The sequence below is a fragment of the Streptomyces sp. NPDC003327 genome (assembly GCF_053589515.1).
This window is the reverse complement of record NZ_JBSFSA010000037.1, coordinates 45,676-69,808: the sequence shown is the minus strand read 5'-3', so window position 1 is coordinate 69,808 and position 24,133 is coordinate 45,676. Positions and strand designations below refer to the sequence as shown.

The 24,133-nt window shown below is 72.1% G+C and carries 22 protein-coding genes; 16 read left to right on the top strand and 6 right to left on the bottom strand.

Features of this window, described 5'->3' with window-relative positions; translation table 11 throughout:
* The first annotated feature begins 107 nt into the window (after nucleotides 1-107).
* From ACWDVG_RS24370 to ACWDVG_RS24335, 8 genes are all read left to right on the top strand, one after another.
* Nucleotides 108-755, top strand: a complete 648-nt coding sequence (locus ACWDVG_RS24370) for an HAD family hydrolase (protein ID WP_451701799.1) — start codon at nucleotides 108-110, stop codon at nucleotides 753-755.
* Nucleotides 756-798: 43 nt separating this feature from the next.
* A complete protein-coding gene (locus ACWDVG_RS24365; RefSeq protein ID WP_451701797.1) occupies nucleotides 799-1,998 on the top strand; it encodes an MFS transporter in 1,200 nt (399 codons plus the stop codon).
* Nucleotides 1,967-3,142: an acetoin utilization protein AcuC gene (locus tag ACWDVG_RS24360; protein ID WP_451701794.1), complete on the top strand. Its 1,176-nt coding sequence runs from the start codon at nucleotides 1,967-1,969 to the stop codon at nucleotides 3,140-3,142. The genes ACWDVG_RS24365 and ACWDVG_RS24360 overlap by 32 nt, the downstream gene beginning before the upstream one ends.
* Nucleotides 3,143-3,268: 126 nt before the next feature.
* Nucleotides 3,269-4,084, top strand: coding sequence for a phosphatase (locus ACWDVG_RS24355; RefSeq protein WP_451701811.1), 816 nt, complete (start codon nucleotides 3,269-3,271; stop codon nucleotides 4,082-4,084).
* Nucleotides 4,085-4,212: 128 nt separating this feature from the next.
* The gene (locus ACWDVG_RS24350) at nucleotides 4,213-4,422 is read left to right on the top strand and encodes a helix-turn-helix domain-containing protein (protein ID WP_451701791.1); all 210 of its coding nucleotides are present in this window, start codon (nucleotides 4,213-4,215) and stop codon (nucleotides 4,420-4,422) included.
* A gap of 141 nt (nucleotides 4,423-4,563) precedes the next feature.
* Nucleotides 4,564-4,662, top strand: a complete 99-nt coding sequence (locus ACWDVG_RS24345) for a 30S ribosomal protein bS22 (protein ID WP_003948845.1) — start codon at nucleotides 4,564-4,566, stop codon at nucleotides 4,660-4,662.
* Nucleotides 4,663-4,799: 137 nt separating this feature from the next.
* Nucleotides 4,800-5,900, top strand: coding sequence for an NAD-dependent epimerase/dehydratase family protein (locus ACWDVG_RS24340; protein ID WP_451701789.1), 1,101 nt, complete (start codon nucleotides 4,800-4,802; stop codon nucleotides 5,898-5,900).
* A gap of 16 nt (nucleotides 5,901-5,916) precedes the next feature.
* The gene (locus ACWDVG_RS24335) at nucleotides 5,917-7,038 is read left to right on the top strand and encodes a lysophospholipid acyltransferase family protein (protein ID WP_451701786.1); all 1,122 of its coding nucleotides are present in this window, start codon (nucleotides 5,917-5,919) and stop codon (nucleotides 7,036-7,038) included.
* A gap of 66 nt (nucleotides 7,039-7,104) precedes the next feature.
* Here ACWDVG_RS24335 and ACWDVG_RS24330 read toward each other — a convergent pair whose 3' ends face one another.
* The 3 genes from ACWDVG_RS24330 to ACWDVG_RS24320 form a co-directional block, all read right to left on the bottom strand.
* Entirely contained in the window at nucleotides 7,105-8,367 is a 1,263-nt protein-coding gene (locus ACWDVG_RS24330) for a DUF5667 domain-containing protein (protein WP_451701783.1), read from the bottom strand.
* A gap of 302 nt (nucleotides 8,368-8,669) precedes the next feature.
* Complete coding sequence (locus tag ACWDVG_RS24325) at nucleotides 8,670-9,461, bottom strand: ECF subfamily RNA polymerase sigma factor, BldN family (protein WP_451701780.1); 792 nt, start codon at nucleotides 9,459-9,461, stop codon at nucleotides 8,670-8,672.
* Between the two features lie 498 nt (nucleotides 9,462-9,959).
* Nucleotides 9,960-10,922: an HAD family hydrolase gene (locus ACWDVG_RS24320; RefSeq protein WP_451701777.1), complete on the bottom strand. Its 963-nt coding sequence runs from the start codon at nucleotides 10,920-10,922 to the stop codon at nucleotides 9,960-9,962.
* A gap of 117 nt (nucleotides 10,923-11,039) precedes the next feature.
* Between ACWDVG_RS24320 and ACWDVG_RS24315 the strand changes: the two genes are divergently transcribed.
* The 6 genes from ACWDVG_RS24315 to hemB all read left to right on the top strand — a co-directional run bounded on the left by ACWDVG_RS24315 (nucleotide 11,040) and on the right by hemB (nucleotide 17,552).
* Nucleotides 11,040-11,318: a glutaredoxin family protein gene (locus ACWDVG_RS24315; RefSeq protein WP_451701774.1), complete on the top strand. Its 279-nt coding sequence runs from the start codon at nucleotides 11,040-11,042 to the stop codon at nucleotides 11,316-11,318.
* Between the two features lie 272 nt (nucleotides 11,319-11,590).
* Complete coding sequence (locus ACWDVG_RS24310; RefSeq protein WP_451701771.1) at nucleotides 11,591-12,394, top strand: redox-sensing transcriptional repressor Rex; 804 nt, start codon at nucleotides 11,591-11,593, stop codon at nucleotides 12,392-12,394.
* Nucleotides 12,391-13,746 carry a glutamyl-tRNA reductase gene (locus tag ACWDVG_RS24305; RefSeq protein ID WP_451701769.1) on the top strand — a complete coding sequence of 452 codons (1,356 nt, stop codon included), beginning with the start codon at nucleotides 12,391-12,393 and terminating at the stop codon, nucleotides 13,744-13,746. Before ACWDVG_RS24310 ends, ACWDVG_RS24305 begins: the two co-directional genes overlap by 4 nt.
* Nucleotides 13,743-14,729, top strand: a complete 987-nt coding sequence (hemC, locus tag ACWDVG_RS24300; RefSeq protein ID WP_451701768.1) for a hydroxymethylbilane synthase — start codon at nucleotides 13,743-13,745, stop codon at nucleotides 14,727-14,729. The genes ACWDVG_RS24305 and hemC overlap by 4 nt, the downstream gene beginning before the upstream one ends.
* Nucleotides 14,726-16,396 carry a uroporphyrinogen-III synthase gene (locus ACWDVG_RS24295; protein ID WP_451701766.1) on the top strand — a complete coding sequence of 557 codons (1,671 nt, stop codon included), beginning with the start codon at nucleotides 14,726-14,728 and terminating at the stop codon, nucleotides 16,394-16,396. Before hemC ends, ACWDVG_RS24295 begins: the two co-directional genes overlap by 4 nt.
* Before the next feature lie 160 nt (nucleotides 16,397-16,556).
* Complete coding sequence (gene hemB / locus ACWDVG_RS24290; protein ID WP_451701764.1) at nucleotides 16,557-17,552, top strand: porphobilinogen synthase; 996 nt, start codon at nucleotides 16,557-16,559, stop codon at nucleotides 17,550-17,552.
* A gap of 33 nt (nucleotides 17,553-17,585) precedes the next feature.
* Here the strand turns inward: hemB and ACWDVG_RS24285 are convergent, their stop codons facing one another.
* Entirely contained in the window at nucleotides 17,586-18,473 is an 888-nt protein-coding gene (locus ACWDVG_RS24285; protein WP_451701762.1) for an NAD(P)-dependent oxidoreductase, read from the bottom strand.
* A gap of 199 nt (nucleotides 18,474-18,672) precedes the next feature.
* On the opposite strand from ACWDVG_RS24285, the gene ACWDVG_RS24280 reads away from it, so the two are divergent.
* Nucleotides 18,673-18,942, top strand: a complete 270-nt coding sequence (locus ACWDVG_RS24280; RefSeq protein ID WP_451701809.1) for a DUF1876 domain-containing protein — start codon at nucleotides 18,673-18,675, stop codon at nucleotides 18,940-18,942.
* A 100-nt stretch (nucleotides 18,943-19,042) separates the two neighbouring features.
* Here ACWDVG_RS24280 and argS read toward each other — a convergent pair whose 3' ends face one another.
* Nucleotides 19,043-20,809: an arginine--tRNA ligase gene (argS, locus tag ACWDVG_RS24275; RefSeq protein ID WP_451701760.1), complete on the bottom strand. Its 1,767-nt coding sequence runs from the start codon at nucleotides 20,807-20,809 to the stop codon at nucleotides 19,043-19,045.
* Nucleotides 20,810-20,978: 169 nt separating this feature from the next.
* On the opposite strand from argS, the gene lysS reads away from it, so the two are divergent.
* Nucleotides 20,979-22,700 (top strand): lysine--tRNA ligase, encoded by a 1,722-nt coding sequence (gene lysS, locus ACWDVG_RS24270; protein ID WP_451701759.1) that lies wholly within the window; start codon nucleotides 20,979-20,981, stop codon nucleotides 22,698-22,700.
* Between the two features lie 79 nt (nucleotides 22,701-22,779).
* On the opposite strand, the gene ACWDVG_RS24265 is transcribed toward lysS, so the two are convergent.
* Nucleotides 22,780-24,132 (bottom strand): DUF2637 domain-containing protein, encoded by a 1,353-nt coding sequence (locus ACWDVG_RS24265; protein WP_451701757.1) that lies wholly within the window; start codon nucleotides 24,130-24,132, stop codon nucleotides 22,780-22,782.
* Nucleotide 24,133: the final 1 nt, after the last annotated feature.

Below are 24,133 nucleotides of genomic sequence, written 5' to 3'. Positions count from 1 at the left end.
GTACTGCAGGGGGGACCCTGTGGGAGAGTAGGACGCCGCCGAACAATCATTGTGGGAAAGCCCCGCACCTTCTGGTGCGGGGCTTTTCTGCGTTTAGGGTGATGCTCATGCGCTACGACTTGGTGATCTTCGACAACGACGGGGTGCTCGTCGACAGCGAGCCGATCTCGAACCGGTTGCTGGCCGGCTACCTCACGGAGCTCGGTCACCCCACCACGTACGAGGAGTCCGTGCGGGACTACATGGGGTCCGCCCTGCACCGGATCCACGAGCTGGTCGAGGAGCGCAGCGGACAGCGGTTGCCGGCGGGGTTCGACGACACCTTCCACGCGAGGGTCTTCGCCGCCTTCGAGGCGGAGCTGGAGGCCGTGGCCGGGGCGCAGGGCGTGCTGAGGGCCCTGGCCGCCCAAGGGATTCCGTACTGCGTCGCGTCCTCCGGGAGCCATCAGCGGATCCGCGTCGGGCACCGGAAGACCGGGCTGGACGCGTGGTTCAAGGACGAGAACACCTTCAGCGCCGAGGACGTGGGGCGCGGGAAGCCCGAGCCGGACCTCTTCCTCCACGCGGCGGCCCGGATGGGCGTGGCGCCCGAGCGGTGTGTCGTCGTCGAGGACAGCCGGCTCGGCGTGCAGGCCGCCGTCGCCGCCGGAATGGACGTCTACGGGTTCACCGCGATGACGCCCCGCGAGAAGCTCGCCGGAGCCACCGGTTACTTCGGGACGATGGAGGAGCTGCCCGCCACATTGGGGTGGTGATCCGTCTACCCAGCGGTAAGTCCCGGGCCTACGCTGTGCCGCCATGACGGATGCGCGGTTGCGGTACGGGCGGGGCTCCCTGGCGGTCGGCTTCTTCGTGCAGGGGGTCACCTTCGCCCTGCTCGTGACGCGCATTCCGGCGATCCAGGACCGGTACGGGATATCGGACGGGCTGCTGCCCGTGTTCCTCGCCGCCGTGCCGATCCTGGCCGGAGTCGCGAGTGTCGCCACGGAGAAGCTGGTCGCCCGGGTGGGGCCGGGGGTGGTGCTGCGGTGGGCGCAGCCCGTCGTCCTGCTCGCGCTGCTCGCCGTGGGTGCGGGGAGCGAGCTGTGGCAGGCCGTCGCCGCCCTCGGGCTCTTCGGGCTGGCCGTCGGCGCCCTGGACGCCTCCATGAACATGCTGGGGGTGAGCCTCCAGCGGGCGTACGGCCGGAGCATCATGCTTGGCTTCCACGCCTCGTACAGCTTCGGCGGGATCATGGGGGCCTCTCTCGCGTGGGTGGGGGCGCACGAGGAGCTGTCGCTGTTCGTCTCGTATCTCCCGGTGGTGGCCGTCCTGCTGCCGCTCGCGCTCGTCGGGAGCCGGTGGTACGTGTCGGGGGCCGAAGGAGCTGCCCGAGAGGAGGAGGGGAAGGGCGGGTCGAGGGTCGCGTTCCGGCTGCTGCTGCCGCTCTGTCTGGTGATGACCTTCGCGTACATCGGGGACTCGACCGTCTCCAACTGGTCGGCCAAGTACCTCCAGGACGTGCTGGGGAGTTCCGAGGCGACGGCGACCGTGCCCTACAACGCGTACATGGTGACGACGCTCCTCGGGCGGGCCGTGGGGGACGTCGGGGTGCGGCGGCTCGGGGCCGAGGCCGTCGTACGGCTGGGGGCGATGCTCGCGGCGCTCGGGTTCGCGGTGGTGGCCGTGGCGCCGGTGGCCTGGGTGGGGCTCGCGGGTTTCACCGTGCTCGGCCTGGGGCTGAGCGTCCTGGTGCCGCAGACCTTCGCCGCCGCCGGGCGGCTGTTCCCCGGGCGGAGCGACGCGGCCGTGGCGCGGCTCAACGTCTTCAACTACGTCGGGTTCCTGATCGGGTCGCCGCTCGTGGGGGCGCTCGGGGACGCGTGGAGCTACCGGGGCGCGATGCTGGTGCCGATGGTGCTGGTCCTGGTGACGGTGGTGTACGCCACGTCGTTCGGCTCGCGGGGCGCCCGATACGGTGGCGGGCATGAGCGGCCGCGCACTGTTGATGTGGGATGAAGCTGTCACGGGGTACGACTTCGGGTCGGAGCATCCGATGGATCCGGTGCGGCTCGAACTGACCATGGGGCTCGTCCGGGCGTTCGGCCTGGACCGGGCGGTGGACGTGGTGGCGGCGAAGCCGGCCGGGGCGTCGACGCTGCGGCTCGTCCACCGTGAGGACTACGTGGCCGCGGTGCGGGCGGCGTCCGCGGACCCGCGGCGGGCCGATCAGGCGTACGGGCTCGGCACGGTCGACGATCCGGCGTTCGCGGGGATGCACGAGGTGTCGGCGCTGATCGCCGGGCAGTCGGTCGGCGCGGCGGAGGCGGTCTGGCGCGGCGAGGCCGAGCACGCGGTGAACTTCGCGGGCGGGCTGCACCACGCGATGCCGGGGTCCGCTTCGGGCTTCTGCATCTACAACGACGCCTCGCTCGCCATCGCGCGGCTCCTGGAGCTGGGCGCGGAGCGGGTCGTGTACGTGGACGTGGACGTCCACCACGGGGACGGGGTGCAGGCCGCGTTCTGGGAGGACCCGCGGGTCCTGACGATCTCGCTGCACGAGCACCCGCGGACGCTGTTCCCGCAGACGGGGTGGCCGGAGGAGACCGGGGCGCCGGGGGCGGCCGAGGGCGGGGCGGTGAACGTGGCGCTTCCGGCCGGGACGGGCGACGCGGGCTGGCTGCGGGCCTTCCACGCGGTCGTACCGGAGCTGCTCGCCGACTTCCGGCCGCAGGTGCTCGTCACCCAGCACGGGGCGGACACGCACTTCGAGGACCCGCTCGCGCACCTGGCGGTGTCGCTGGACGCGCAGCGGGCCGTGCAGGAGGCCTGCCACGAGCTGGCGCACGCGCACGCGGACGGGCGCTGGCTGGCGCTGGGCGGTGGCGGATACGCGGTGGTGGACGTCGTACCGCGGTCGTGGACGCATCTGGTGGGGATCGCGGCGCACGCGCCCGTGGAGCCGGAGACGGTGATCCCGTCGTCGTGGCGGGACGAGGTGTACGCGCGGACGCGGCAGCTGGGTCCCGCGCGCATGACGGACGGGCGGTGGCCGGTGGCCTACCGGGACTGGAGCGAGGGGTACGACCCGGCCGACCGGCTGGACCAGTCGGTGCTGGCGACGCGGAAGGCGGCGTTCCCGCTGCGGGGGCTGCTTCCCTAGGGGCTGCCCCGAAGGGCTGCTTCCCCAGGAGGCGCCTCTCGGACGGAAGCCCGGTCGTTACGCCAACTGTGCGGTGTGCGGCGGATTCTGACGCTCCGGCAGGTGGGGTCCGGCAGCATCGGGCGGGTGTTGAGTACCGGGGCGCTGCGGGCGCATCTGTTGGCGGCGGGGTTGGCGGGGACGGTCACGACGGCGCGGGAGGAGAGCCTGCGGAGCTACCGGCTGTTCGCGGCCCGGGATCCGCGGGTGCTGCTGGGGCTCGATCCCGTACGGGGGTGGGGCGAGGCGGAGCTGCTGCGGCTGATGGCGGACAAGTGCGGGGTGTCGGCCGATCCCGCGCACCGGTCGGGGCGGGACGTCATCGACCCGGAGCGTACGCTGCGGGCGCTCGACGCCTTCGCCGCGAGGCTGGGCGCGGCGGCCGCGCGGAGGGTTCCGGTGCTGCTCGGGACGGGCCATCCGCACCGACTGCTCGGTTTCTACGTCGCGCTCGCGGACGCTTTGTCGGCGGCGGGATGTGTTGTTCTCACCCCCGCGCAGGGGAGATGTGTCGACATAACGACCCGGTTCGGTCTACGCACGCACCTGCTGGACTACGTACGGGGCGTCGCGTTCGTGCGCGAGCCGGGGCCACCGGGCAGCGGGCGCGGGGTGGGGGCGCACTCGCACTCGCCGCTGCCGGTTCGGGCCGCGCTGGAGAGCGCCGCGGACGAGGGCGGGCCGCTGCCCGAGCTGGTGGTCGGGGACCACGGGTGGGTCTGCGGTGCTGGTCAGCTGGGCATCGAGGCCATCGGGCTCGCCGATACGGACGATCCGGCGCTCTTCGTCGGCGAGGCGGAGGGGCAGGTGTCCGTGGCCGTTCCGCTTGATGACGGCGTGCGCTCGGCGTACTACCGTCCCCTGACGCGCTATGTGCTCAATCGAGCGTGTCTGTCACGGTAAACGGCCGATGGCAGCTCCTCTTCCCCACTCGTACCACCCGCCCCTAGTCTGGAGCGTGAGCGCTCGGCGACGAAGAGTCACCGGAGGGGAAGCCGGTGAGCGTCGCCTGCGGAAGGTACAGGTGGGTCATGGCTGCTGGCGATCGACCTCTCAACGAGGTCAAGTTTCTGACCGTGGCGGAAGTCGCCGCGGTGATGCGCGTGTCCAAGATGACCGTGTACCGCTTGGTGCACAGCGGTCATCTGCCGGCGATCCGGGTGGGCAGGTCCTTCCGGGTCCCGGAACAGGCGGTTCACGAGTACCTGAAGGAGTCCTTCGTGGGGGTGGGGAGCGCGTAGCGAGCGCCCCGGCCAACAGTCGGTGAGCGGAGTCCGGCCCTCGGATTACGAGGTCGGCGCTCATGCCGGTAGGCTAGGCCGACGTAGGTCGTGTGGGCCCAGACGCCCCGCACCAGTGAGAAGAAGTGAGCGAGGGTAGTCGTGGGCTCTGTTATCAAGAAGCGGCGCAAGCGGATGGCCAAGAAGAAGCACCGCAAGCTGCTCAAGCGCACGCGCGTTCAGCGTCGCAACAAGAAGTAAGCGACGGCTGCTGGCGCAGCTTTCGTGCGTAAGACGTGGCCCCTCACCGTTCTCGGTGAGGGGCCACGTTTTCATTGCGCCGAAATGCCGAGGCGCTACCGTGGCGACCAACGGAACACGGACGGAAGGCGCTGATCTTGGGCAGGGTCGTGCTCGTCACCGGTGCCGCCCGGCACCTCGGAGGCCGCTTCGTGCGGCGGATCCAGCGGGATCCGGAGGTGGAACGGGTGGTGGCCGTGGACGCGGTCGCCCCGGCGCACGATCTCGGTGCCGCCGAGTTCGTACGGGCCGACATCCGCCGCCCGGCCATCGCCAAGGTCCTCGCCGAACACGAGATCGACACGGTGGTCCACATGGACGTCACCGGGATCGCCCTCGGCTCCGGCGGCCGGACGACGGTCAAGGAGACCAACGTCATCGGGACGATGCAGCTCCTCGGCGCCTGCCAGAAGTCGCCCCGGATCCGCCGGCTCGTGGTCAAGTCCAGTACGAGCGTCTACGGCGCCGCGCCCCGCGACCCGGCCGTCTTCACCGAGACGACGCCCGCCAAGTCGCTGCCGAGCGGCGGGTTCGCCAAGGACGCCGTCGAGGTCGAGGGGTACGTGCGGGGCTTCGCCCGGCGCCGCCCCGACGTGGCCGTGTGCGTGCTGCGGTTCGCGAACATCCTGGGGCCGCGCGTCGACTCGCCGCTCGCCGAGTACCTGTCGCTGCCGGTGCTGCCGACCGTCCTCGGCTACGACCCGCGGCTGCAGTTCGTCCACGAGGACGACGTCGTCGACGTGCTGCGCCTGGCGGCGCACGAGCCACGCCGCTCCACCCTGAACAGCGGCACGTTCAACATCGCCGGGGACGGGGTCCTGCTGCTCTCCCAGTGCGCGCGGCGACTCGGCCGCCCGACCGTGCCGGTCCTGCTGCCGGCGGTCACCTGGGTGGGGACGGCGCTGCGGACGGTCGGGCTCACCGACTTCGCACCGGACCAGATCCGGCTGCTGACCCACGGCAGGGTCGTCTCGACGGTCCAGATGCGGGAGGTCCTCGGCTTCGCGCCGCGCCGGACGACGGCGGAGACCTTCGCGGACTTCGCGGAGAGCCGCGGCCCGGGGCTGCTGCCGCCGGAGACGCTCGCCGGGGCGGTGGACCGGATCGCCGGCCGCCTCGCCCCGGGCTCGCATCCCGGCCCGGCCACCCCCGCTCATGCCCCTGCCCCCGCATCGACCGCCGTCTACGACGGCGCCTGAGGAGAACCGGAGAGCGATGGCGGACGCCAAGGTCATTCCGTTCGACGACGACCGCTCGCGGGCCCGAAGGCGCCCGGCCAGGGCGGACGGTGAGGCGGCGGCCGTACGTGCCCTGCCGGCGCCCCAGCAGCCGCCCGGGACACCGGAGACGGGGCCGGGCGAGCCGCGGGACGTCCCGGACACCGTCGAGGCCGAGGAGGCCGTGGAGGCCGGCGGGGCGGCGGAGGAGCCGGGTGCCCCGGCCGGTGGGGCGGGCACGGCCGGGGAGGCCGACGCAAGCGGTGCGGCGGGCACCGGCAGCGGCTGGGAGCGGCGGCTCGCCGGCGGGCTGGCGTTCCTGCGGCGGCGGATCACCGGCGAGTACGAGGTCGACGAGTTCGGGTACGACGAGGAACTCACCGACCAGGTCCTGATGTCGCTGCTGCGCCCGCTCTACGAGAAGTACTTCCGGGTGGAGGTGAAGGGCGTCGAGAACATCCCGGAGAAGGGCGGGGCGCTGATCGTCGCCAACCACTCCGGGACGCTGCCGCTGGACGGCCTGATGATGCAGGTCGCCGTGCACGACCACCATCCGGCGGGCCGGCACCTGCGGCTGCTCGCCGCCGATCTCGTCTTCGTCCTGCCGGTCGTCAACGAGCTGGCCCGGAAGGCCGGGCACACCCTGGCCTGTGCGGAGGACGCCGAACGGCTGCTGCGGGCGGGCGAGATCGTCGGGGTGATGCCCGAGGGCTTCAAGGGCATCGGGAAGCCGTTCTCGGAGCGGTACAAGCTCCAGCGGTTCGGGCGGGGCGGGTTCGTCTCGACGGCGCTGCGGGCCGGGGTGCCGATCGTGCCCTGCTCGATCGTGGGCGCGGAGGAGATCTACCCGATGGTCGGCAATGCCAAGACGCTGGCGCGCCTCCTCGGCTTCCCCTACTTCCCGATCACGCCGACCTTCCCGTGGCTCGGGCCGCTGGGGGCGCTGCCGCTGCCGACGAAGTGGACGATCCAGTTCGGCGAGCCGATTCCGACGGACGGTTTTCCGCCCGAGGCGGCGGAGGACCCGATGCTGATGTTCAACCTGACGGACCAGGTGCGGGAGCAGATCCAGCACACGCTCTACAAGCTGCTGGTGCAGCGGCGGTCGGTCTTCTTCTGACGCCGGGACTCTTCCGGTACGGGGAAGGGGCGCCCCCCGTCCGTGGGGGCGCCCCTTCCGCGTGGGTCAGCGAGCGTCCTCGCTGTCGATGCCGAGGCCCGGAAGGAGGCCCGGCAGGAGGGGCGGGATGGTGACGTCCGGGGCCGCCGGGGGCGACTGCCCGGCGGGCGGGGTCGGCGCGCCGGTCGGGGACGGCCTGAGGAGGTCGCCCGCGCTGCCGCCGAGGAGACCGTCGTCCTCCGGGGAGTCGGTGCCGCCGTCCGAGCCGGGGGTCGTGCCCGTGCCCGTACCGCTGCTCGGGCCGGTGCCCGAGGTCGTACCGGACGGGCGGGGCCGGGTGGAGTGGTCGCCCGGGGCGGTGGACTCCTGGGCGGCGGGGGGCCGCTGGCCGTCCGAGCCACGGGTGCTGTCCGGGGTGCCGGGGGTACCGGAGCTCCCGGAGCCGACCGCGCCCTTCTCCGGGGTGCGGGGCAGCACCGACTGGAGCGGCTCGACCTCTTCGTCTATGGCGTCGAAGACACCCGTCACCTCGTTGCCCACGTCCGCGAGCTGCACGGGGAGCCGGTCGCGAAGGCCGTCCCAGGTGTCCCGGTGGGCCTGGGCGAAGGAGTTGAGCCTGGCCATCGGGCCGATCTCGCCGTCCCGCTCGTACGCCTGGCGGAGCAGGCGGTGGCCCTCGGAGGCGTCGTGCTTCATGCCGCCGAGGACGCGGCGGATCTCGGTGAGCGACTCGTGGTCGAGGTCGCCGGAGCGGCCGCGCTCCATGAGCCTGCGGGCCTCGCTGAGCCGGGTGGAGGCCTGGTCGAGGTAGATGCCGCCGCGATCCGCGTCGTCGTCCGCCATGCCCAGCTTGATGTCCTCCATGCCCCGCTTCAGCCCGTAGAGCGAGTCACCGGGGAGGGCGTCGGAGCTGGCGGCGGCGACTCCGCCGAAGGCGCCCGCGGCCACACCGACCGTGAGGCCGCCGGCGGCGAGCCCCTTGGTCCAGCGGGACCGGGGACGGAGCTTGCGGAGTGGGGAGGCCCGGTGGGCTCCCTTGCCGCTCGCGGTCCGTTGCTCCGGGACGGTAGGGCCCGCCCCCGCGCCTCCCTCCGCGAGCATCGCCTCCATGGCGGCGACGAGCTGTGCTCGCTGCACCACCTTGACCTCGGGGTCCAACTGCGGCTTCGGCAGTTCGCCGAGTCCGCTCGCCAAGGCCAACAGTCGCCCCTGCTCGGCCGGTTCGGCCGACGTCTCGGGCTGCTCGGCCGCCGCACCCTCGGACGTCCGGTCCTCCAGGGCCTGGGCGAAGGCGTTCGCCCGCCGGTGCGCCGATACGTTCGCGATCACGGGCGGCACCTCCTCTCGTCATGACGGTCGACTCCCCGGGGGGTCCGGAAGGTTGCACACCTTGAGCGCATCCACACGAAAGAGTGAGTGTCTGCGGGCAGGGCGTGACCACAGGGAGTCTGCAGTTCGCACAACGAGCGGCGCGGCACTTGGGTTACGCGCGAAAGATGATCGGACCAGTGCGTCATCGGGGCGTCACCGACTGTGAGTTGGGAGGGCAGTGGTGGCGTGGGGGGAGGGAGGGGTGAGGGGGCGAGGTGGGGCTCGCGTACGGAGGAGACGGGGACCCGCGGGCGGGGAGGTCAGCGGGCGTCGTCCGGGAGGAGGCGGGCCAGGGTGCGGACCGCCCGGTACTGGAGGGTCTTGATGGCGCCCTCGTTCTTTCCCATGACCCGGGCGGTCTCGGCGACCGAGAGGCCCTGGAGGAAGCGGAGCGTCACGCACTCCTGCTGCTGGGGGTTGAGGCGGCGGACGGCGTCGAGCAGGGCCGCGTTGGAGAGGGACTCCAGGACGGAGTCCTCGGGGCTGCGCTCCACCTCGTTGGCGTCGAGCATCTCGCCGGTGGTGACTTCGAGGCGGAAGCGGCTGGACTTGAAGTGGTCGGCGACGAGGTTGCGCGCGATGGTGACGAGCCAGGCGCCGAAGTCGCGTCCCTGCCAGGTGAAGGTGGAGATCCGGCGCAGGGCGCGCAGGAACGTCTCGCTGGTCAGGTCCTCCGCCGTCGCCTTCCCGCCGACGCGGTAGTAGATGTAGCGGTAGACGGTGTCGCTGTACTGGTCGTAGAGGCGGCCGAAGGCCTCGGCCTCGCCGGCCTGGGCCCGCTCGACCAGGTCCATCATGCGGGCGCTGTCGCTGTCGGCGGTGGGGCGGCGGGCGGCGGTCGAGGTTCCGGAGCCGCCGCGCGCGCCCCGTCTGCCCACGGCGGGTCCGCCGTCGGCCAGGGCATAGCACGGGCCGGCGGGTGCCGGTGCGGCGAAGGCGAAGGCGGGGACGGGGCCGGCGTACGCGGTGGGGACGAAGCCGCGCAAGTGGTCGAGGACCGTTGCGCGCAGCGTAGCCAGGCCCGAGGTGTCAACCCCGACGTGTGGGTACACGGGACTCCCAGAGGCAGAGCTTCCATCACGTGCAGTGCGGGACCGTTCACTCGTCGTGGCGACGTGAGGGTTCCGTTGTGCGTCTGAGGAGAATAACGCTTCGTACAGGCAGCGCTACACCCAGTTGCTCAAATCATCGATTCCGTCGTATCTGTTACTGCTTGACGACAGATCAGGTCACGATTCGTGAGCAGTTATTGATCGAATCGCTTCCGAGTGTGACTGCGTGGGCGTTGCGTTGTGCTCAAGTGCGGAGCGGGGGAGTGATCGGGGCCGTTGCTGGGTAAGGAGGCGGGATTGCCCGGGAGTCGACCTGTGCGGTGCTGTTCGACCACGGACGGGTGAGTGCCGTTGGTCCGGGGTTGTCGCAGTCGGTCGCAGCCGAAACGTATCGGCAGGGGGACGCGAGGAGGAGCCGTGCGCCGTCACGGCTCCGATCACGGCGTGTCGCGCGTCTCGCGGGGTGTAGCGGGTGGGGAGCGGGTGCGGCGGGTGCCGTCAGCGGCGGCGGCGGTGGAGCGCGACCGCGGCGGCCGTGCCGCCGGCCACGGCGCCGAGGCCCGCCGCGGCCGGGATGCCGACCTTGGCCGCCTTGCGGCCCGTGCGGTAGTCGCGCAGCCGCCAGTCCCGCGCCTTCGCGTGCTTGCGCAGCTGGGCGTCGGGGTTGATGGCGTACGGGTGGCCGACCAGCGACAGCATGGGGATGTCGTTGTGGGAGTCGCTGTAGGCGGCGCAGCGGGCCAGGTCGAGGCCCTCGGCGGCGGCGAGCGCGCGGACGGCCTCGGCCTTGGCGGGGCCGTGCAGGGGCTCGCCGACCAGCTTGCCGGTGTAGACGCCGTCGACGGACTCGGCGACCGTGCCGAGCGCGCCGGTCAGGCCGAGGCGGCGGGCGATGATCGTGGCGGTCTCCACGGGCGCGGCCGTGACGAGCCAGACCTTCTGTCCCGCGTCCAGGTGGGCCTGGGCGAGGGCGCGGGTGCCGGGCCAGATGCGGTCGGCCATGTACTCGTCGTAGATCTCCTCGCCGATCGACATCAGCTCGGAGACGCGGTGGCCCTTGACGATGGACAGGGCGCTGTCGCGGGCGTCCTGCATGTGCTCGGGGTCCTCGACGCCGGCGAGCCGGAACCAGGTCTGCTGCCAGGCGAAGCGGGCGAGCTCGCGGCGCTGGAAGAACTTCCGCTTGTAGAGGCCGCGGCCGAGGTGGAAGATCGCGGCGCCCTGCATCACCGTGTTGTCGAGGTCGAAGAAGGCGGCGGCGTGCACGTCGCCGACGACCGGGAACTCGGGCTCGGCCGGTACGGCGGTCTCGGGCGCCCCGGCGAGCGCGGCGGCCTCCTCGCGCTCGCGTTCCAGCTCGAGCGAGGACTTGCGCGCTGCCTCGGCAGCGGCCTCGCCTGCGAGCACGCTGCGCGCGGTGGCGGAGCGCCTACGACGGGTGAGCCATCCCAGAGCGGCCATGCCGTGAGCATAGCCAGTCTGTTCGGTACTTCCCGACTTGTGGGGATGCGAGGGTGTGAACAGTCGGCGACCCGGCTCTGAACCGGCGGGCCGGGTGCTGGGGGGCGGGCGCGCAGAATGGACGTCATGTTCGGACGGACGAAGAAGAAGGACCCGGCGTCGCGCACCGTGACGCTGATCGGCAAGCCGGGGTGCCACCTCTGCGACGACGCCCGCGCGGTGATCGAGGCGGTCTGCGCCGAAACCGGGGCGTCGTGGGAGGAGAAGGACATCACGCGCGACGAGGAGCTCTACCGGGCGTACTGGGAGCAGATCCCCGTCGTGCTGGTCGACGGCGAGCAGCACACCTTCTGGCGAGTGGACCCCGAGCGGCTCCGGCGAGAACTGGGTGCGTGACCGAAAGCCGGTTACCATCGTGGACGTTTTGTTGGGTTTCGGGGGCGGCATCGTGAGGAGTGTGTGCGGTTTTGCCCCCGTCGGAATCTCAACGCTCTGCGACGCTCCGCGGTTCCGTACCGTCGAGAACCGGCCGCGTGACCCCGGTCACTTTGGGTGGACAAAACGGACACCATCTTTGTGCACGCGTTCACAAAGACATAGCCTGCATTCGACGGGGCGGTCTTGGGACGTATGGCCGCCTGCAGCCCCGCTCATCCCGCAGGAGCACCGTGGCAACTGGCCGAACTCACCGACCGGCGACCCGTAGCCGAGGAATTCCCGAGGCCACCGTCGCCCGCCTTCCGCTGTATCTGCGCGCACTCACCGCGCTGTCGGAACGCTCCGTACCCACGGTCTCCTCGGAGGAGCTCGCGGCCGCGGCCGGCGTCAACTCCGCGAAGCTGCGCAAGGACTTCAGCTACCTCGGGTCGTACGGCACCCGCGGTGTCGGCTACGACGTCGAGTACCTCGTCTACCAGATCTCCCGCGAGCTCGGCCTCACCCAGGACTGGCCGGTCGTCATCGTCGGCATCGGTAACCTCGGCGCCGCGCTCGCCGGCTACGGCGGCTTCGCCTCCCGCGGCTTCCGCGTCGCCGCGCTGATCGACGCCGACCCCGCCATGACCGGCAAGCCGGTCGCCGGGATCCCCGTCCAGCACAGCGACGAGCTCGAGAAGATCATCAGCGAGGACGGCGTCTCCATCGGCGTCATCGCGACCCCCGCCGGAGTCGCCCAGCAGGTCTGCGACCGGCTCGTCGCCGCGGGCGTCACCTCCATCCTGAACTTCGCGCCGACCGTGCTCTCCGTGCCCGACGGCGTGGACGTCCGCAAGGTCGACCTCTCCATCGAGCTCCAGATCCTCGCCTTCCACGAGCAGCGCAAGGCCGGCGAGGAGACGGACGCCGAGGACGCCGAGCAGGGCGCCGCCGCCGTGCCCGCCGCCGCCTCCGTCGTACCGCCGGCTCCCCGCGGCACCGCGGGCACCGGCCGCAAGGGACCCGACGGGGACGTCCCCGCCGTGATGCCGGCATGAGCCTCCTCGTCGTCGGCCTCAGCCACCGCAGCGCCCCGGTCTCCATCCTGGAGCGGGCCGCGCTGTCGGCGGACACCCAGGCCAAGCTGCTCCAGGACACCCTCGCCGCCGAACCGGCCACCGAGGGCACCGTCCTCGCCACCTGCAACCGCATCGAGCTCTACGCCGACGTGGACAAGTTCCACGCCGGGGTCGCCGAGCTCTCCACGCTCCTCGCCCAGCACAGCGGCGTCGGACTGGAGGAGCTCACTCCGTACCTCTACGTGCACTACGAGGACCGGGCCGTCCACCACCTCTTCTCGGTGGCCTGCGGGCTCGACTCCATGGTCGTCGGCGAGGGCCAGATCCTCGGCCAGATCAAGGACGCCCTCGCCCTCGGCCAGGAACAGCACACCGCCGGACGCCTCCTCAACGACCTCTTCCAGCAGGCCCTGAGGGTCGGCAAGCGCGCCCACAGCGAGACCGGGATCGACCGGGCCGGGCAGTCGCTCGTCACCTTCGGCCTGGAGCAGCTCGCCGAGGGACCGGACGTCGAGAGCTGGGCCGCGGGCAAGCGCGCCCTGGTCATCGGCGCCGGCTCGATGTCCTCGCTCGCCGCCGCCACCCTCGCGCGCTCCGGCGTCTCCGAGATCGTCATCGCCAACCGGACCACCGCCCGCGCCCAGCGCCTCGCCGAGATCCTCACGGAGCCCGGCGGCACGGGCGTCGCCGCGCGCGCGGTCGAGATGGTTGCCGTCGGCGACGAACTGACACGTGCCGACGTCGTCGTCTCCTGCACCGGCGCCACCGGACTCGTCCTCACCGGCGAGGCCGTCGAGACCGCCGTGCGGGGCCGTCGTACGCCGCTCGCGCTCCTCGACCTCGCCATGCCCCGCGACATCGACGCCGCCGCCCACCGCGTCCCCGGCGTCCGGCTCGTCGACATCGAGTCGCTCGCCGAGGCATCCGCCGACGCGCCCATGGCCGCCGACGTCGACCTGGTCCGCGGCATCGTCTCCCACGAGGTCGCCGCCTTCGGCGCCGCCCAGCGCGCCGCCCACATCACCCCGACCGTGGTCGCCCTGCGCGCCATGGCCGCCGACGTGGTCGCGGGCGAGGTCGCCCGGCTGGAGGGCCGCCTACCCGGCCTCGACGACAAGCAGCGCGCCGAGATCACCCAGACCGTGCGCCGCGTGGTCGACAAGCTCCTGCACGCGCCGACCGTGCGGGTCAAGCAGCTGGCCAGCGAGCCCGGCGGCGCCGGGTACGCGGACGCGCTGCGGACACTCTTCGACCTCGACCCGGAGACGGTGGCTTCTGTCAGCCGGGCCGACCTGAATGACGCCGACGTCAAGAACCGAGGGCGAGTATGACCGAGAGGGCACTGAGGCTCGGGACCAGGCGCAGCAAGCTCGCCATGGCCCAGTCCGGGCACGTGGCCGACGCCGTCCGGCAGCTGACCGGCCGGCCCGTCGAGCTCGTGGAGATCACGACGTACGGGGACACCTCCCGGGAGCACCTCGCGCAGATCGGCGGCACTGGCGTCTTCGTCGCCGCCCTGCGCGACGCGCTCCTCGCCGGAGAGGTGGACTTCGCCGTCCACTCCCTGAAGGACCTGCCGACCGCCCAGCACCCCGAGCTCGTGCTGGCCGCGATCCCGAAGCGCGAGGACCCGCGCGACGTGCTCATCGCGAAGGCCGGCACCACGCTCGACCGGCTGCCCAGGGGCGCCCGCGTCGGCACCGGTTCGCCGCGGCGCATGGCCCAGCTCCACGCGTACGCGCGCAGCCACGGACTGGAGCTCACCTGCGTTCCGATCCGGGGCAACATCGACACCCGGGTCGGCTACGTCCACGGCGGGGACCTGGACGCGGTGGTCCTCGCCGCGGCCGGACTCAACCGCATCGGCGGGACCGAGGAGCTCACCGGCTCCCTCTCGGTCGAGCCCCTGTCGGTCGACTCCGTCCTGCCCGCCCCCGGTCAGGGGGCCCTGGCCGTCGAGTGCCCGGCGTCGAACGCCGAACTCGTCTCCGCGCTCGCCGCTCTCGACGACCCGCTCACGCGGGCCGCCGTGACCGCCGAGCGATCCCTGCTCGCCGCCCTGGAGGCCGGCTGCTCCGCACCCGTGGGTGCGCTGGCCGACCTGCTGGCCGACGACCCCGGTCACGGGCAGGTTGTCACCGAAATGCGCCTGCGCGGCGTCGTCGGCACCACCGACGGCTCGACGCTGGTGCAGCTGTCCACCACCGGACCCGTACCCACCTCGCACGACGAGGCGGCGGCACTCGGACGCGAACTCGCGGACGAGATGCTCGCCAAGGGCGCGGCCGGTCTTATGGGGGAGCGAGCACTTTGAACCCCACCAGCCCGACCACCAGCCACGTGTCCCCGGCCTTCGCGGGCCCCGGCCACGTCACGTTCCTCGGCGCAGGCCCGGGCGACCCCGGTCTCCTGACCCTGCGGGCCGTCGAGGCCCTCGCCGGGGCGGACGTCCTGATCGCCGAGCAGGAGGTGCTCGACGTCGTCCGCTGCCATGCGCGCGCGGGCGTGAGCACGCCGGAGCTGACGGTCGTTGACGAGTCGTCAACAGCCGCCGGTGTCCCCGTGTTGAGGGACGCGGTCAATCTTGTCATGGAGGCCGCGCGGGGCGGCAGGCGGGTCGTCCGAGCGGTGACCGGCGACCCCGGGCTCGACGGGAACGCGGCCCAGGAGATGCTGGCCTGCGCCGCAGCGGGCATCCCCTTCGAGGTCGTCCCCGGCGTCGCCACCGCCGTCGGCGTGCCCGCGTACGCCGGCGTGCCGCTGCGCGACGCCCAGGGCACGGACGTGCGCTTCGTCGACGCCCGCACCGCCGACGAGCGGTGCTGGACCGAGGTCGGCGCCTCCGACGGGACCGTCGTCGTGTCGACCTCGCTGGACGCGGTCGCCGCGGCAGCCGGTGAACTGGTGGCGGCGGGCCGCAAGCCGGACACCCCGCTCACCGTGACGATCGCCGGTACGACCACCCGGCAGCGCACCTGGAACGCCACCCTCGGCACCATCGCGCAGGTCTTCAAGCAGGGCAAGATCCTGCCCTCGCCCGAGGGCCACCGGCCCGTGATAGCCGTGGTCGGCGAGCGCAGCGCCCCCGCGCAGCGGGACCAGCTGTCGTGGTTCGAGTCCAAGCCCCTCTTCGGGTGGCGGGTGCTCGTGCCGCGCACCAAGGAACAGGCCGCGTCGCTCTCCGACCAGCTGCGGTCGTACGGCGCCGTGCCGCACGAGGTCCCCACCATCGCCGTCGAGCCGCCGCGCACCCCGCAGCAGATGGAGCGCGCGGTCAAGGGCCTCGTCACCGGCCGGTACGAGTGGATCGCCTTCACCTCCGTGAACGCGGTCAAGGCCGTGCGCGAGAAGTTCGAGGAGTACGGGCTCGACGCCCGCGCCTTCGCCGGGATCAAGGTCGCAGCGGTCGGCGAGCAGACCGCGGCGGCCCTGGTGGACTTCGGCGTGAAGCCGGACCTGGTGCCGAGCGGCGAGCAGTCCGCGGCCGGGCTGCTCGAGGACTGGCCGCCGTACGACCCGGTCTTCGACCCGATCGACCGCGTCTTCCTGCCGCGCGCCGACATCGCGACCGAGACGCTGGTCGCGGGGCTCATCGAGCTCGGGTGGGAGGTCGACGACGTCACCGCCTACCGGACCGTACGGGCGTCGCCGCCGCCGGCGGACACCCGCGAGGCGATCAAGGGCGGCGGCTTCGACGCCGTGCTCTTCACGTCCTCGTCGACCGTGCGGAACCTCGTCGGCATCGCGGGGAAGCCGCACAACGTGACCGTCATCGCGTGCATCGGGCCCGCCACCGCCAAGACGGCGGAGGAGCACGGGCTGCGGGTCGACGTGCTGTCGCCCGAGCCGTCCGTGCACAAGCTGGCGGAGGCGCTGGCGGAGTTCGGGCTGCGGCGGCGGGAGGCCGCGCTGGAGGCCGGGGACCCGGTCACCCGCCCGAGCGAGCGGCGCCCGGGCGCGCGTCGCCGCCGTACGACGTAAGCGGCGGTCGGATCGCAGAGCCGTAGGGGGCGCGGTTCGGGGCGCGGGTCCTTCGGGGCCCGCGCCCTCCGGTTTCCGAGGCCGGGGGCGGGCGCTGTCGCGCCCTCGGACCGGCACCGTGTCGGCAAGTGCCCCGCGGTGACGGGCGTAGCCTCGTGGCATGAACTCGTACGGAAGCTTTCCCGGGGCGCGGCCGCGGCGGCTGCGGGTGAACCCTGCCATGCGACGGATGGTGGCCGAGACGCGGTTGCACCCCGCCGACCTGATCCTTCCCGCGTTCGTGCGGGAGGGCGTGAGCGAGCCCGTGCCGATCGGTGCCATGCCCGGAGTCGTCCAGCACACGCGGGACACCCTCCGGAAGGCCGCCGTGGAGGCCGTGGAGGCCGGCGTCTCCGGGATCATGCTGTTCGGCGTGCCCGAGGACGCGAAGAAGGACGGCATCGGTACGGCCGGGACCGACCCCGACGGCATCCTCCAGGTCGCGATCCGGGACGTGCGGGCCGAGGTCGGCGACGACCTGATCGTCATGTCGGACCTGTGCCTCGACGAGTACACCGATCACGGGCACTGCGGGGTCCTCGACGCCGAAGGGCGCGTCGACAACGACGCCACCCTGGAGCGGTACGCCGAGATGGCCCAGGTGCAGGCCGACGCCGGCGTCCACGTCGTCGGGCCCTCCGGGATGATGGACGGCCAGGTCGGAGTGGTCCGGGACGCCCTGGACACCATCGGCAAGGAGGACGTGTCCATCCTCGCGTACACCGCGAAGTACTCCTCTGCCTTCTACGGCCCCTTCCGCGAGGCCGTCGGCTCCTCCCTCAAGGGCGACCGCAAGACCTACCAGCAGGACCCCGCCAACCTCCGCGAGTCGATGCGCGAGCTGGCCCTGGACCTGGAGGAGGGCGCCGACATGGTGATGGTCAAGCCGGCCGGGCCCTACCTCGACGTGCTCGCGAAGGTCGCCGAAGCCGTGGACGTGCCCGTCGCCGCGTACCAGATCAGCGGCGAGTACGCGATGGTCGAGGCCGCCGCCGAGAAGGGCTGGATCGACCGCGACAAGGCGATCATGGAGACCCTCACCGGCATCCGGCGCGCCGGTGCGCGGATGATCCTCACCTACTGGGCCACCGAGGCCGCCCGGAAGATCGGGCGCTAGTCGGCGAAACGCCCCCTCGCGCGCCCGTCCTGTTCAGCCGCGGGGCGTGGCGGTCAGCATCTCCGCGAGGCGGGAGAGGCCGTCCGCCGCGTGCCCCTCGGCGACCGAGCGGTCCAGCAGGACCTGGAACGGCTCGAACAGCTCCCCGCTGACGCCCTGCTCGGCGAAGGTCGCCAGGAAGTTCGGGAACGCCGCCTGGTTCACCGCGAGGCTGGACACGTCCGTGAGGTGCGCGCCCGTGTCGACGGCCCGGGCGATTTCCGGAACGATGCCGAGCATCGCGGTGATCCACTCCACCAGCGGCCCGCTGAACTCCTCCGCGCCGATCTTCTCCGTACGGACCAGGGCAAGCGCCTGCACGACGCCGATGAGCATCCCGTACATGCCCGTCAGCAGACCGAGGTCGTGCAGCGCCGCGAAGCCGGGGTCCGTGCCCGTCCAGCGGGTGCCGCCGAGGGCCGCCAGCGTGGCGCGGTGCTCCTCGTACGCCTCCTCGTCACCGCTGTAGAAGACGTACGCGTGCGGGCCCCCGATCATCTGCGGGACGGCCATGATCCCGCCGTCCAGATACCGCGCCCCGCGGGCGGACACCCGCTCGGCGAGCGCACGCGCCTGCGCCGGGGTGCCGTTCGTCAGGTTCACGACCGTCCGGCCCGCCAGGGACTCCGGAAGCGTCGCCAGCACCTCCTCGACGTTCTCGTTGGAGAGCAGGCACAGGACCACCAGCGGACCGGCGTCCACCGCCTCCGCCGGCGTCGCGGCGGGCAGCGCGCCCTGCGCGACGAGCGGGCCGGTCTTGGACGCGGACCGGTTCCACACGGTCACGTCGTGGCCGGCCCGCAGGAACGCCGCGGCCAGCGCGGTGCCCATCAGACCGAGACCGAGGACGGAGACACGGGACGCCGGGGTGTTTTCGGGCATGGCGAAGCTCCAGAAGGGGTGGGGTCGGGGATCCGAGCCGCGCTCCCGGCGGCTCTGCGTCGATCATCCGGCGGCCCGACCTGCCCCACAAGTACCGACTTTTCCCTCAGGTACGCACCGATTGGTAAGGAACGGCGGGGCGGAGCACCCTGGAGAGGTACGAGAGCCAACAGGTACCTCGCCGGAGGTGGTCCTCATGATGCACACGCTCGTCGGATGGCACGTGGAGATGGAGTTCCAGGAGGAGGGCGACCGTACGAGGGCGGCCGCCATGGTCCGGCTGGGGGACGGCACCGAGTTCCGCGCCCACGGCACCGCCAACCGGCACCCCTCCGATCCCGACCAGCTGCGGGTCGGCGAGGAGATCGCCGGCGCCAGGGCGCTCATGGACCTCGCCTCGCAGCTCCTGCAGAAGGCGCACACCGAGATCGACGAGGTGTCCGGCCGGACGTCGCACCCCATCCGCTGAGCCCGGGGGACGGCTGGACGGTGGGGTGGCTCGACCGCTGGACGGCGGAGACGGCGAAGCCCCCGGCACGGAGGTCCGTACCGGGGGCTCGCCGCGGGCGTCAGAGGCGCTCGGGCGTCCGGATGCCCAGCAGGGCCATGCCCCGGTGCAGCGTGCGGGCCGTCAGCTCGCACAGGAACAGACGGTTCTCGACCTGCTCCTCGGTGTCCGCCTTGAGCACCGGGCACTCCGCGTAGAACGTCGTGAACAGCGACGCCAGCTGGTACAGGTACGCGGCCAGCTTGTGCGGCGCGTACTCCGCGGCCGCCTCGGCGACCTGCTCGCCGAAGCCGTCCAGGTGCAGGCCCAGCGCCCGCTCCGAGGCCGCGAGCCCCAGCTCCGGGTGGGCCGCCGGCTTCGCGTCGCCCGCCTTGCGGAGGATCGACTGGATACGGGCGTACGCGTACTGCAGGTACACCGACGTGTCGCCGTTCAGCGACACCATCTGGTCCAGGTCGAACTTGTAGTCACGGGCCGCCGACGTCGACAGGTCCGCGTACTTCACCGCGCCGATGCCCACCTGGGCGCCCCGCTCGGCGATCTCCTCCTCGGTCAGGTCCTGGGCCTTCTCGCGGACCACCGCGGAGGCACGGTCGATCGCCTCGTCCAGCAGGTCCACCAGCCGCACCGTCTCGCCCTCACGGGTCTTGAACGGCTTGCCGTCCTTGCCGAGCACCGTGCCGAACGCCAGCTGCACGGCCTTCACGTCCTCGTTCAGCCAGCCCGCCCGGCGCGCCGTCTCGAAGACCATCTTGAAGTGCAGCGACTGGCGCGCGTCCACCACGTACAGCAGGGACGTCGCCTTCAGGTTCGCCACCCGGTCCCGGATCGCCGACAGGTCCGTCGCCGCGTAGCCGAAACCGCCGTCCGACTTCTGCACGATCAGCGGGGTCGGCTGGCCGTCCGGGCCCTTCACGTCCTCGAAGAACACGCACAGCGCACCCTCCGAACGGACCGCGACACCCGACTCCTCCAGGAGCCGGCAGGTCTCGTGCAGCATGTCGTTGTACCCGGACTCACCGACGATGTCGGGGTCCCGCACGTCCATGTCGAGCTTCTCGAAGACCGAGTAGAAGTAGATCTTCGACTCGTCGACGAACCGCTGCCACAGCGCGAGGGTCTCCTCGTCGCCCGCCTGCAGGTCCACGACCCGGGCACGCGCCCGCGTCTTGAACTCCTCGTCCGCGTCGAACAGCGCGCGCGAGGCCTTGTAGAGCCGGTTGAGGTTCGACATGGCCTCCTCACCGGAGACCTCCGCACCGCCCTCGGCCTTGTGGTCCAGCTCGTGCGGGTGCTCGATCAGGTACTGGATGAGCATGCCGAACTGGGTGCCCCAGTCGCCGATGTGGTGCCGCCGGACCACCTTCTCGCCCGTGAACTCCAGGATCTCCACCATCGCCGCACCGATCACCGCCGACCGCAGGTGCCCGACGTGCATCTCCTTCGCCACGTTCGGCTGGGCGTAGTCGATGACCGTCGTGCCCGCCGCCTCGTTGAACGGCACGCCGAGGCGCGCGTCCGCGGCACGCGCCGCGAGCGTCTCGACGATCGCCGCGTCCGTCACCGTGATGTTCAGGAAGCCGGGGCCGGACACCTCGATCTCACCGAGCACGTCATTGGCCGGAATCGCCTCGACGACCTTCGTCGCCAGCTCGCGCGGATTGCCCTTCAGCCGCTTCGCCAGGGCCAGGATGCCGTTGGCCTGGAAGTCGGCCCGGTCGCTTCGTCGCAGCAGCGGGTCGGCGGACCCGGCCTCCGGCAGGGCTGCCGAGAGACCTTCCGCGAGGCGCTGCTGCACGGTCGAAGCGAGAGAAGGGACCGAGGCCATGAGCTTCCGTTCCTGTTGAGATCGTCAGGTCTGTTTCGCTTGTGCAAGTGTCCCACGGCAGAGCAACGTGTTTTTCTCCCCTGTGGACAACCTCGGAGCGCGCCGTCCCGTCTGGGAGAATGGCTGGCGTAAGGCTTTGAGGGCTCCAAGAAAGAAGGACGTACCGACCGTGGCTCAGAGCAGCACCGAGACCGACTGGGTCTCCCGTTTCGCGGACGAGGTCATCACCGAGTCGGAGCGACGTGCGCCTGGCAAACCGGTCGTTGTCGCCTCCGGCCTCTCCCCGTCCGGCCCGATCCACCTCGGCAACCTCCGCGAGGTCATGACCCCGCACCTCGTCGCCGACGAGATCCGCCGCCGCGGACACCAGGTCAGGCACCTGATCTCCTGGGACGACTACGACCGCTACCGCAAGGTGCCGAACGGCGTCGAGGGCATCGACGCCTCCTGGGCGGAGCACATCGGCAAGCCGCTGACCTCCGTCCCGGCCCCCGTCGGCTCGCCCCACCCCAACTGGGCCGAGCACTTCAAGGCCGCCATGGTCGAGGCGCTCGCCGAGCTCGGCGTCGAGTACGACCCGATCAGCCAGACCGAGCAGTACGCCTCCGGCGCCTACCGCGAGCAGATCCTGCACGCCATGCGCCACCGCGCCGACATCGACGCCGTCCTCGACCAGTACCGGACGAAGAAGGCCCCCAAGAAGCAGTCCCAGAAGCCGGTCGACGAGGCCGAGCTGGAAGCCGAGGAGGGTTCCGGCGCGGCCGCCGAGGACGACGGCTCCGGCGGCGGCGCCGGCTACTTCCCGTACAAGCCGTACTGCGGCGGCTGCGAGAAGGACCTCACCACCGTCACCGCCTACGACGACGACACCACCGAGCTGAGCTACACCTGCTCCGCCTGCGGCTTCGCCGAGACCGTCAAGCTCAGCGAGTTCAACCGCGGCAAGCTCGTCTGGAAGGTCGACTGGCCCATGCGCTGGGCCTACGAGGGCGTCATCTTCGAGCCCTCAGGCGTCGACCACTCCTCGCCCGGCTCCTCGTTCCAGGTCGGCGGCCAGATCGTCCGCATCTTCGACGGCGTCCAGCCCATCGGCCCCATGTACGCCTTCGTCGGCATCAGCGGCATGGCCAAGATGTCCTCCTCCAAGGGCGGTGTCCCCACCGCGGCCGACGCCCTGGAGATCATGGAACCCCAGCTCCTGCGCTGGCTCTACGCCCGCCGCAGGCCCAACCAGTCCTTCAAGATCGCCTTCGACCAGGAGATCCAGCGGCTCTACGACGAGTGGGACAAGCTGGAGGCCAAGGTCGCCGACGGCACCGTCCTGCCCGCCGACGCCGCCGCGCACACCCGCGCCGCCCGCACCGCGGCCGGCGAGCTGCCGCGCACCCCGCGCCCGCTGCCGTACCGCACGCTCGCCTCGGTCGTCGACATCACCGCGGGCCACGACGAGCAGACCCTGCGGATCCTGACCGACCTCGACCCCGAGAACCCGGTCACCTCCCTCGACGAGGTCCGGCCGCGCCTCGACCGCGCCGAGAACTGGATCACCAGTCAGGTCCCGGCCGACCAGCGCACCATCGTCCGCGAGGAGCCCGACACCGCGCTCCTCGGCTCCCTGGACGACGAGGGCCGCGAGTCGCTCCGGCTGCTCCTGGAGGGCCTCGACTCCCACTGGTCGCTCGACGGGCTCACCACCCTCGTCTACGGCGTCCCGAAGGTGATGGCCGGGCTCACCCCGGAGGCCAAGCCGACGCCCGAGCTGAAGGTCGCCCAGCGCGCCTTCTTCGCCCTGCTCTACAAGCTCCTCGTGAGCCGTGAGACCGGGCCGCGCCTGCCGACGCTGCTCCTCGCGGTGGGGGCGGACCGGGTCCGCAAGCTGCTCGGCGCCTGACGCACGGACACAAGGCGAAGGGCCGCCGTCCCGGGGAACCGGGGCGGCGGCCCTTCGCCGTACGCCGTGTCGCGCCGGGTTACGGGGTGTCGACCTCGGCCCGCGCCTGGTGGACGCGCTCCTGCGCGGCCGGGACCGCCTGCCGCAGCAGGCCGAGCTCGGTCTCGGGGAACTCCGCGAGCCCGAACTGCTCCGCGACCAGCTGCGCCAGCACGTCCTCCGCCGGGAACCGCTCGTGTTCGAGCACGTACGACTCCATGACCTTGTAGACGACGTCCTCGAAGCCGTCCACCGGCTCGCGCGGCGCCTCCTCCACGTACTCCGGGTACTCCACGAACTGCTCGGGCCCCGGCGGCGGGATGTCCTCCGGGCCCTGGGGCACCGGGACCGGGGTCGGTTCGAGGCCCTCCACGATCCGGGGGTTGTACGTGCCCTCGTACGACTCCGGGGAGACCTGCGGGGCGTCGAACCACGGGCTCTCGTGGTTCACCGGCTGCTCCGGGGGGCGGCCGGGGCCCTGGGGCTGTGCCTGGGGCGGGTTCTGCGGCTGGGGCTGCGGCTGCGGCTGGTCGTGCGGGTGGGGCTGGGCCGCGACCGTGGCCTGGGACTGTGCCTGGGGGTGCGCGGGGGTTTGGGCGGGGGCCTGGGCTTCAAGCGCCGGGACCTGCGCCTGCGCCTGGCCCGCGGCGACCTGCGTGGGCTGGGCCACCTGGGCGGGCTGCGGCTGCGGCGGCAGCAGCTGGGGCTCCACACCCGCCGCCGCGAGACCCGCCGCCGCCGTCTCCGCGAGCGGCACCCCGTACCGGGCGAGACGCAGCGGCATCAGGGCCTCCACCGGGGCCTTGCGGCGCCACGAGCGGCCGAACCGCGCCTGCAGCCGGGCCTGGTAGATCAGCCGCTCCTGCTCCAGCTTGATCACCTGCTCGTACGAGCGCAGCTCCCACAGCTTCATCCGCCGCCACAGCCGGAACGTCGGCACGGGCGAGAGGAGCCAGCGGGTCAGCCGGACGCCCTCCATGTGCTTGTCGGCGGTGATGTCCGCGATCCGGCCCACCGCGTGACGGGCCGCCTCGACGGCGACCACGAACAGCACGGGGATGACCGCGTGCATGCCCACGCCGAGCGGGTCCGGCCACGCCGCCGCGCCGTTGAACGCGATCGTCGCCGCCGTCAGCAGCCACGCCGTCTGGCGCAGCAGCGGGAACGGGATGCGGATCCACGTCAGCAGCAGGTCGAGGGCGAGCAGCACACAGATGCCCGCGTCGATGCCGATCGGGAAGAAGTACGAGAAGGTGCCGAACCCCTTGGTGACCGCGAGTTCACGCACGGCGGCGTACGACCCGGCGAAACCGATGCCGGCGATGATCACGGCGCCGCCGATGACGAGGCCGATGAGTATTCGGTGTGTGCGTGTCAGCTGCATCGCGGCCACC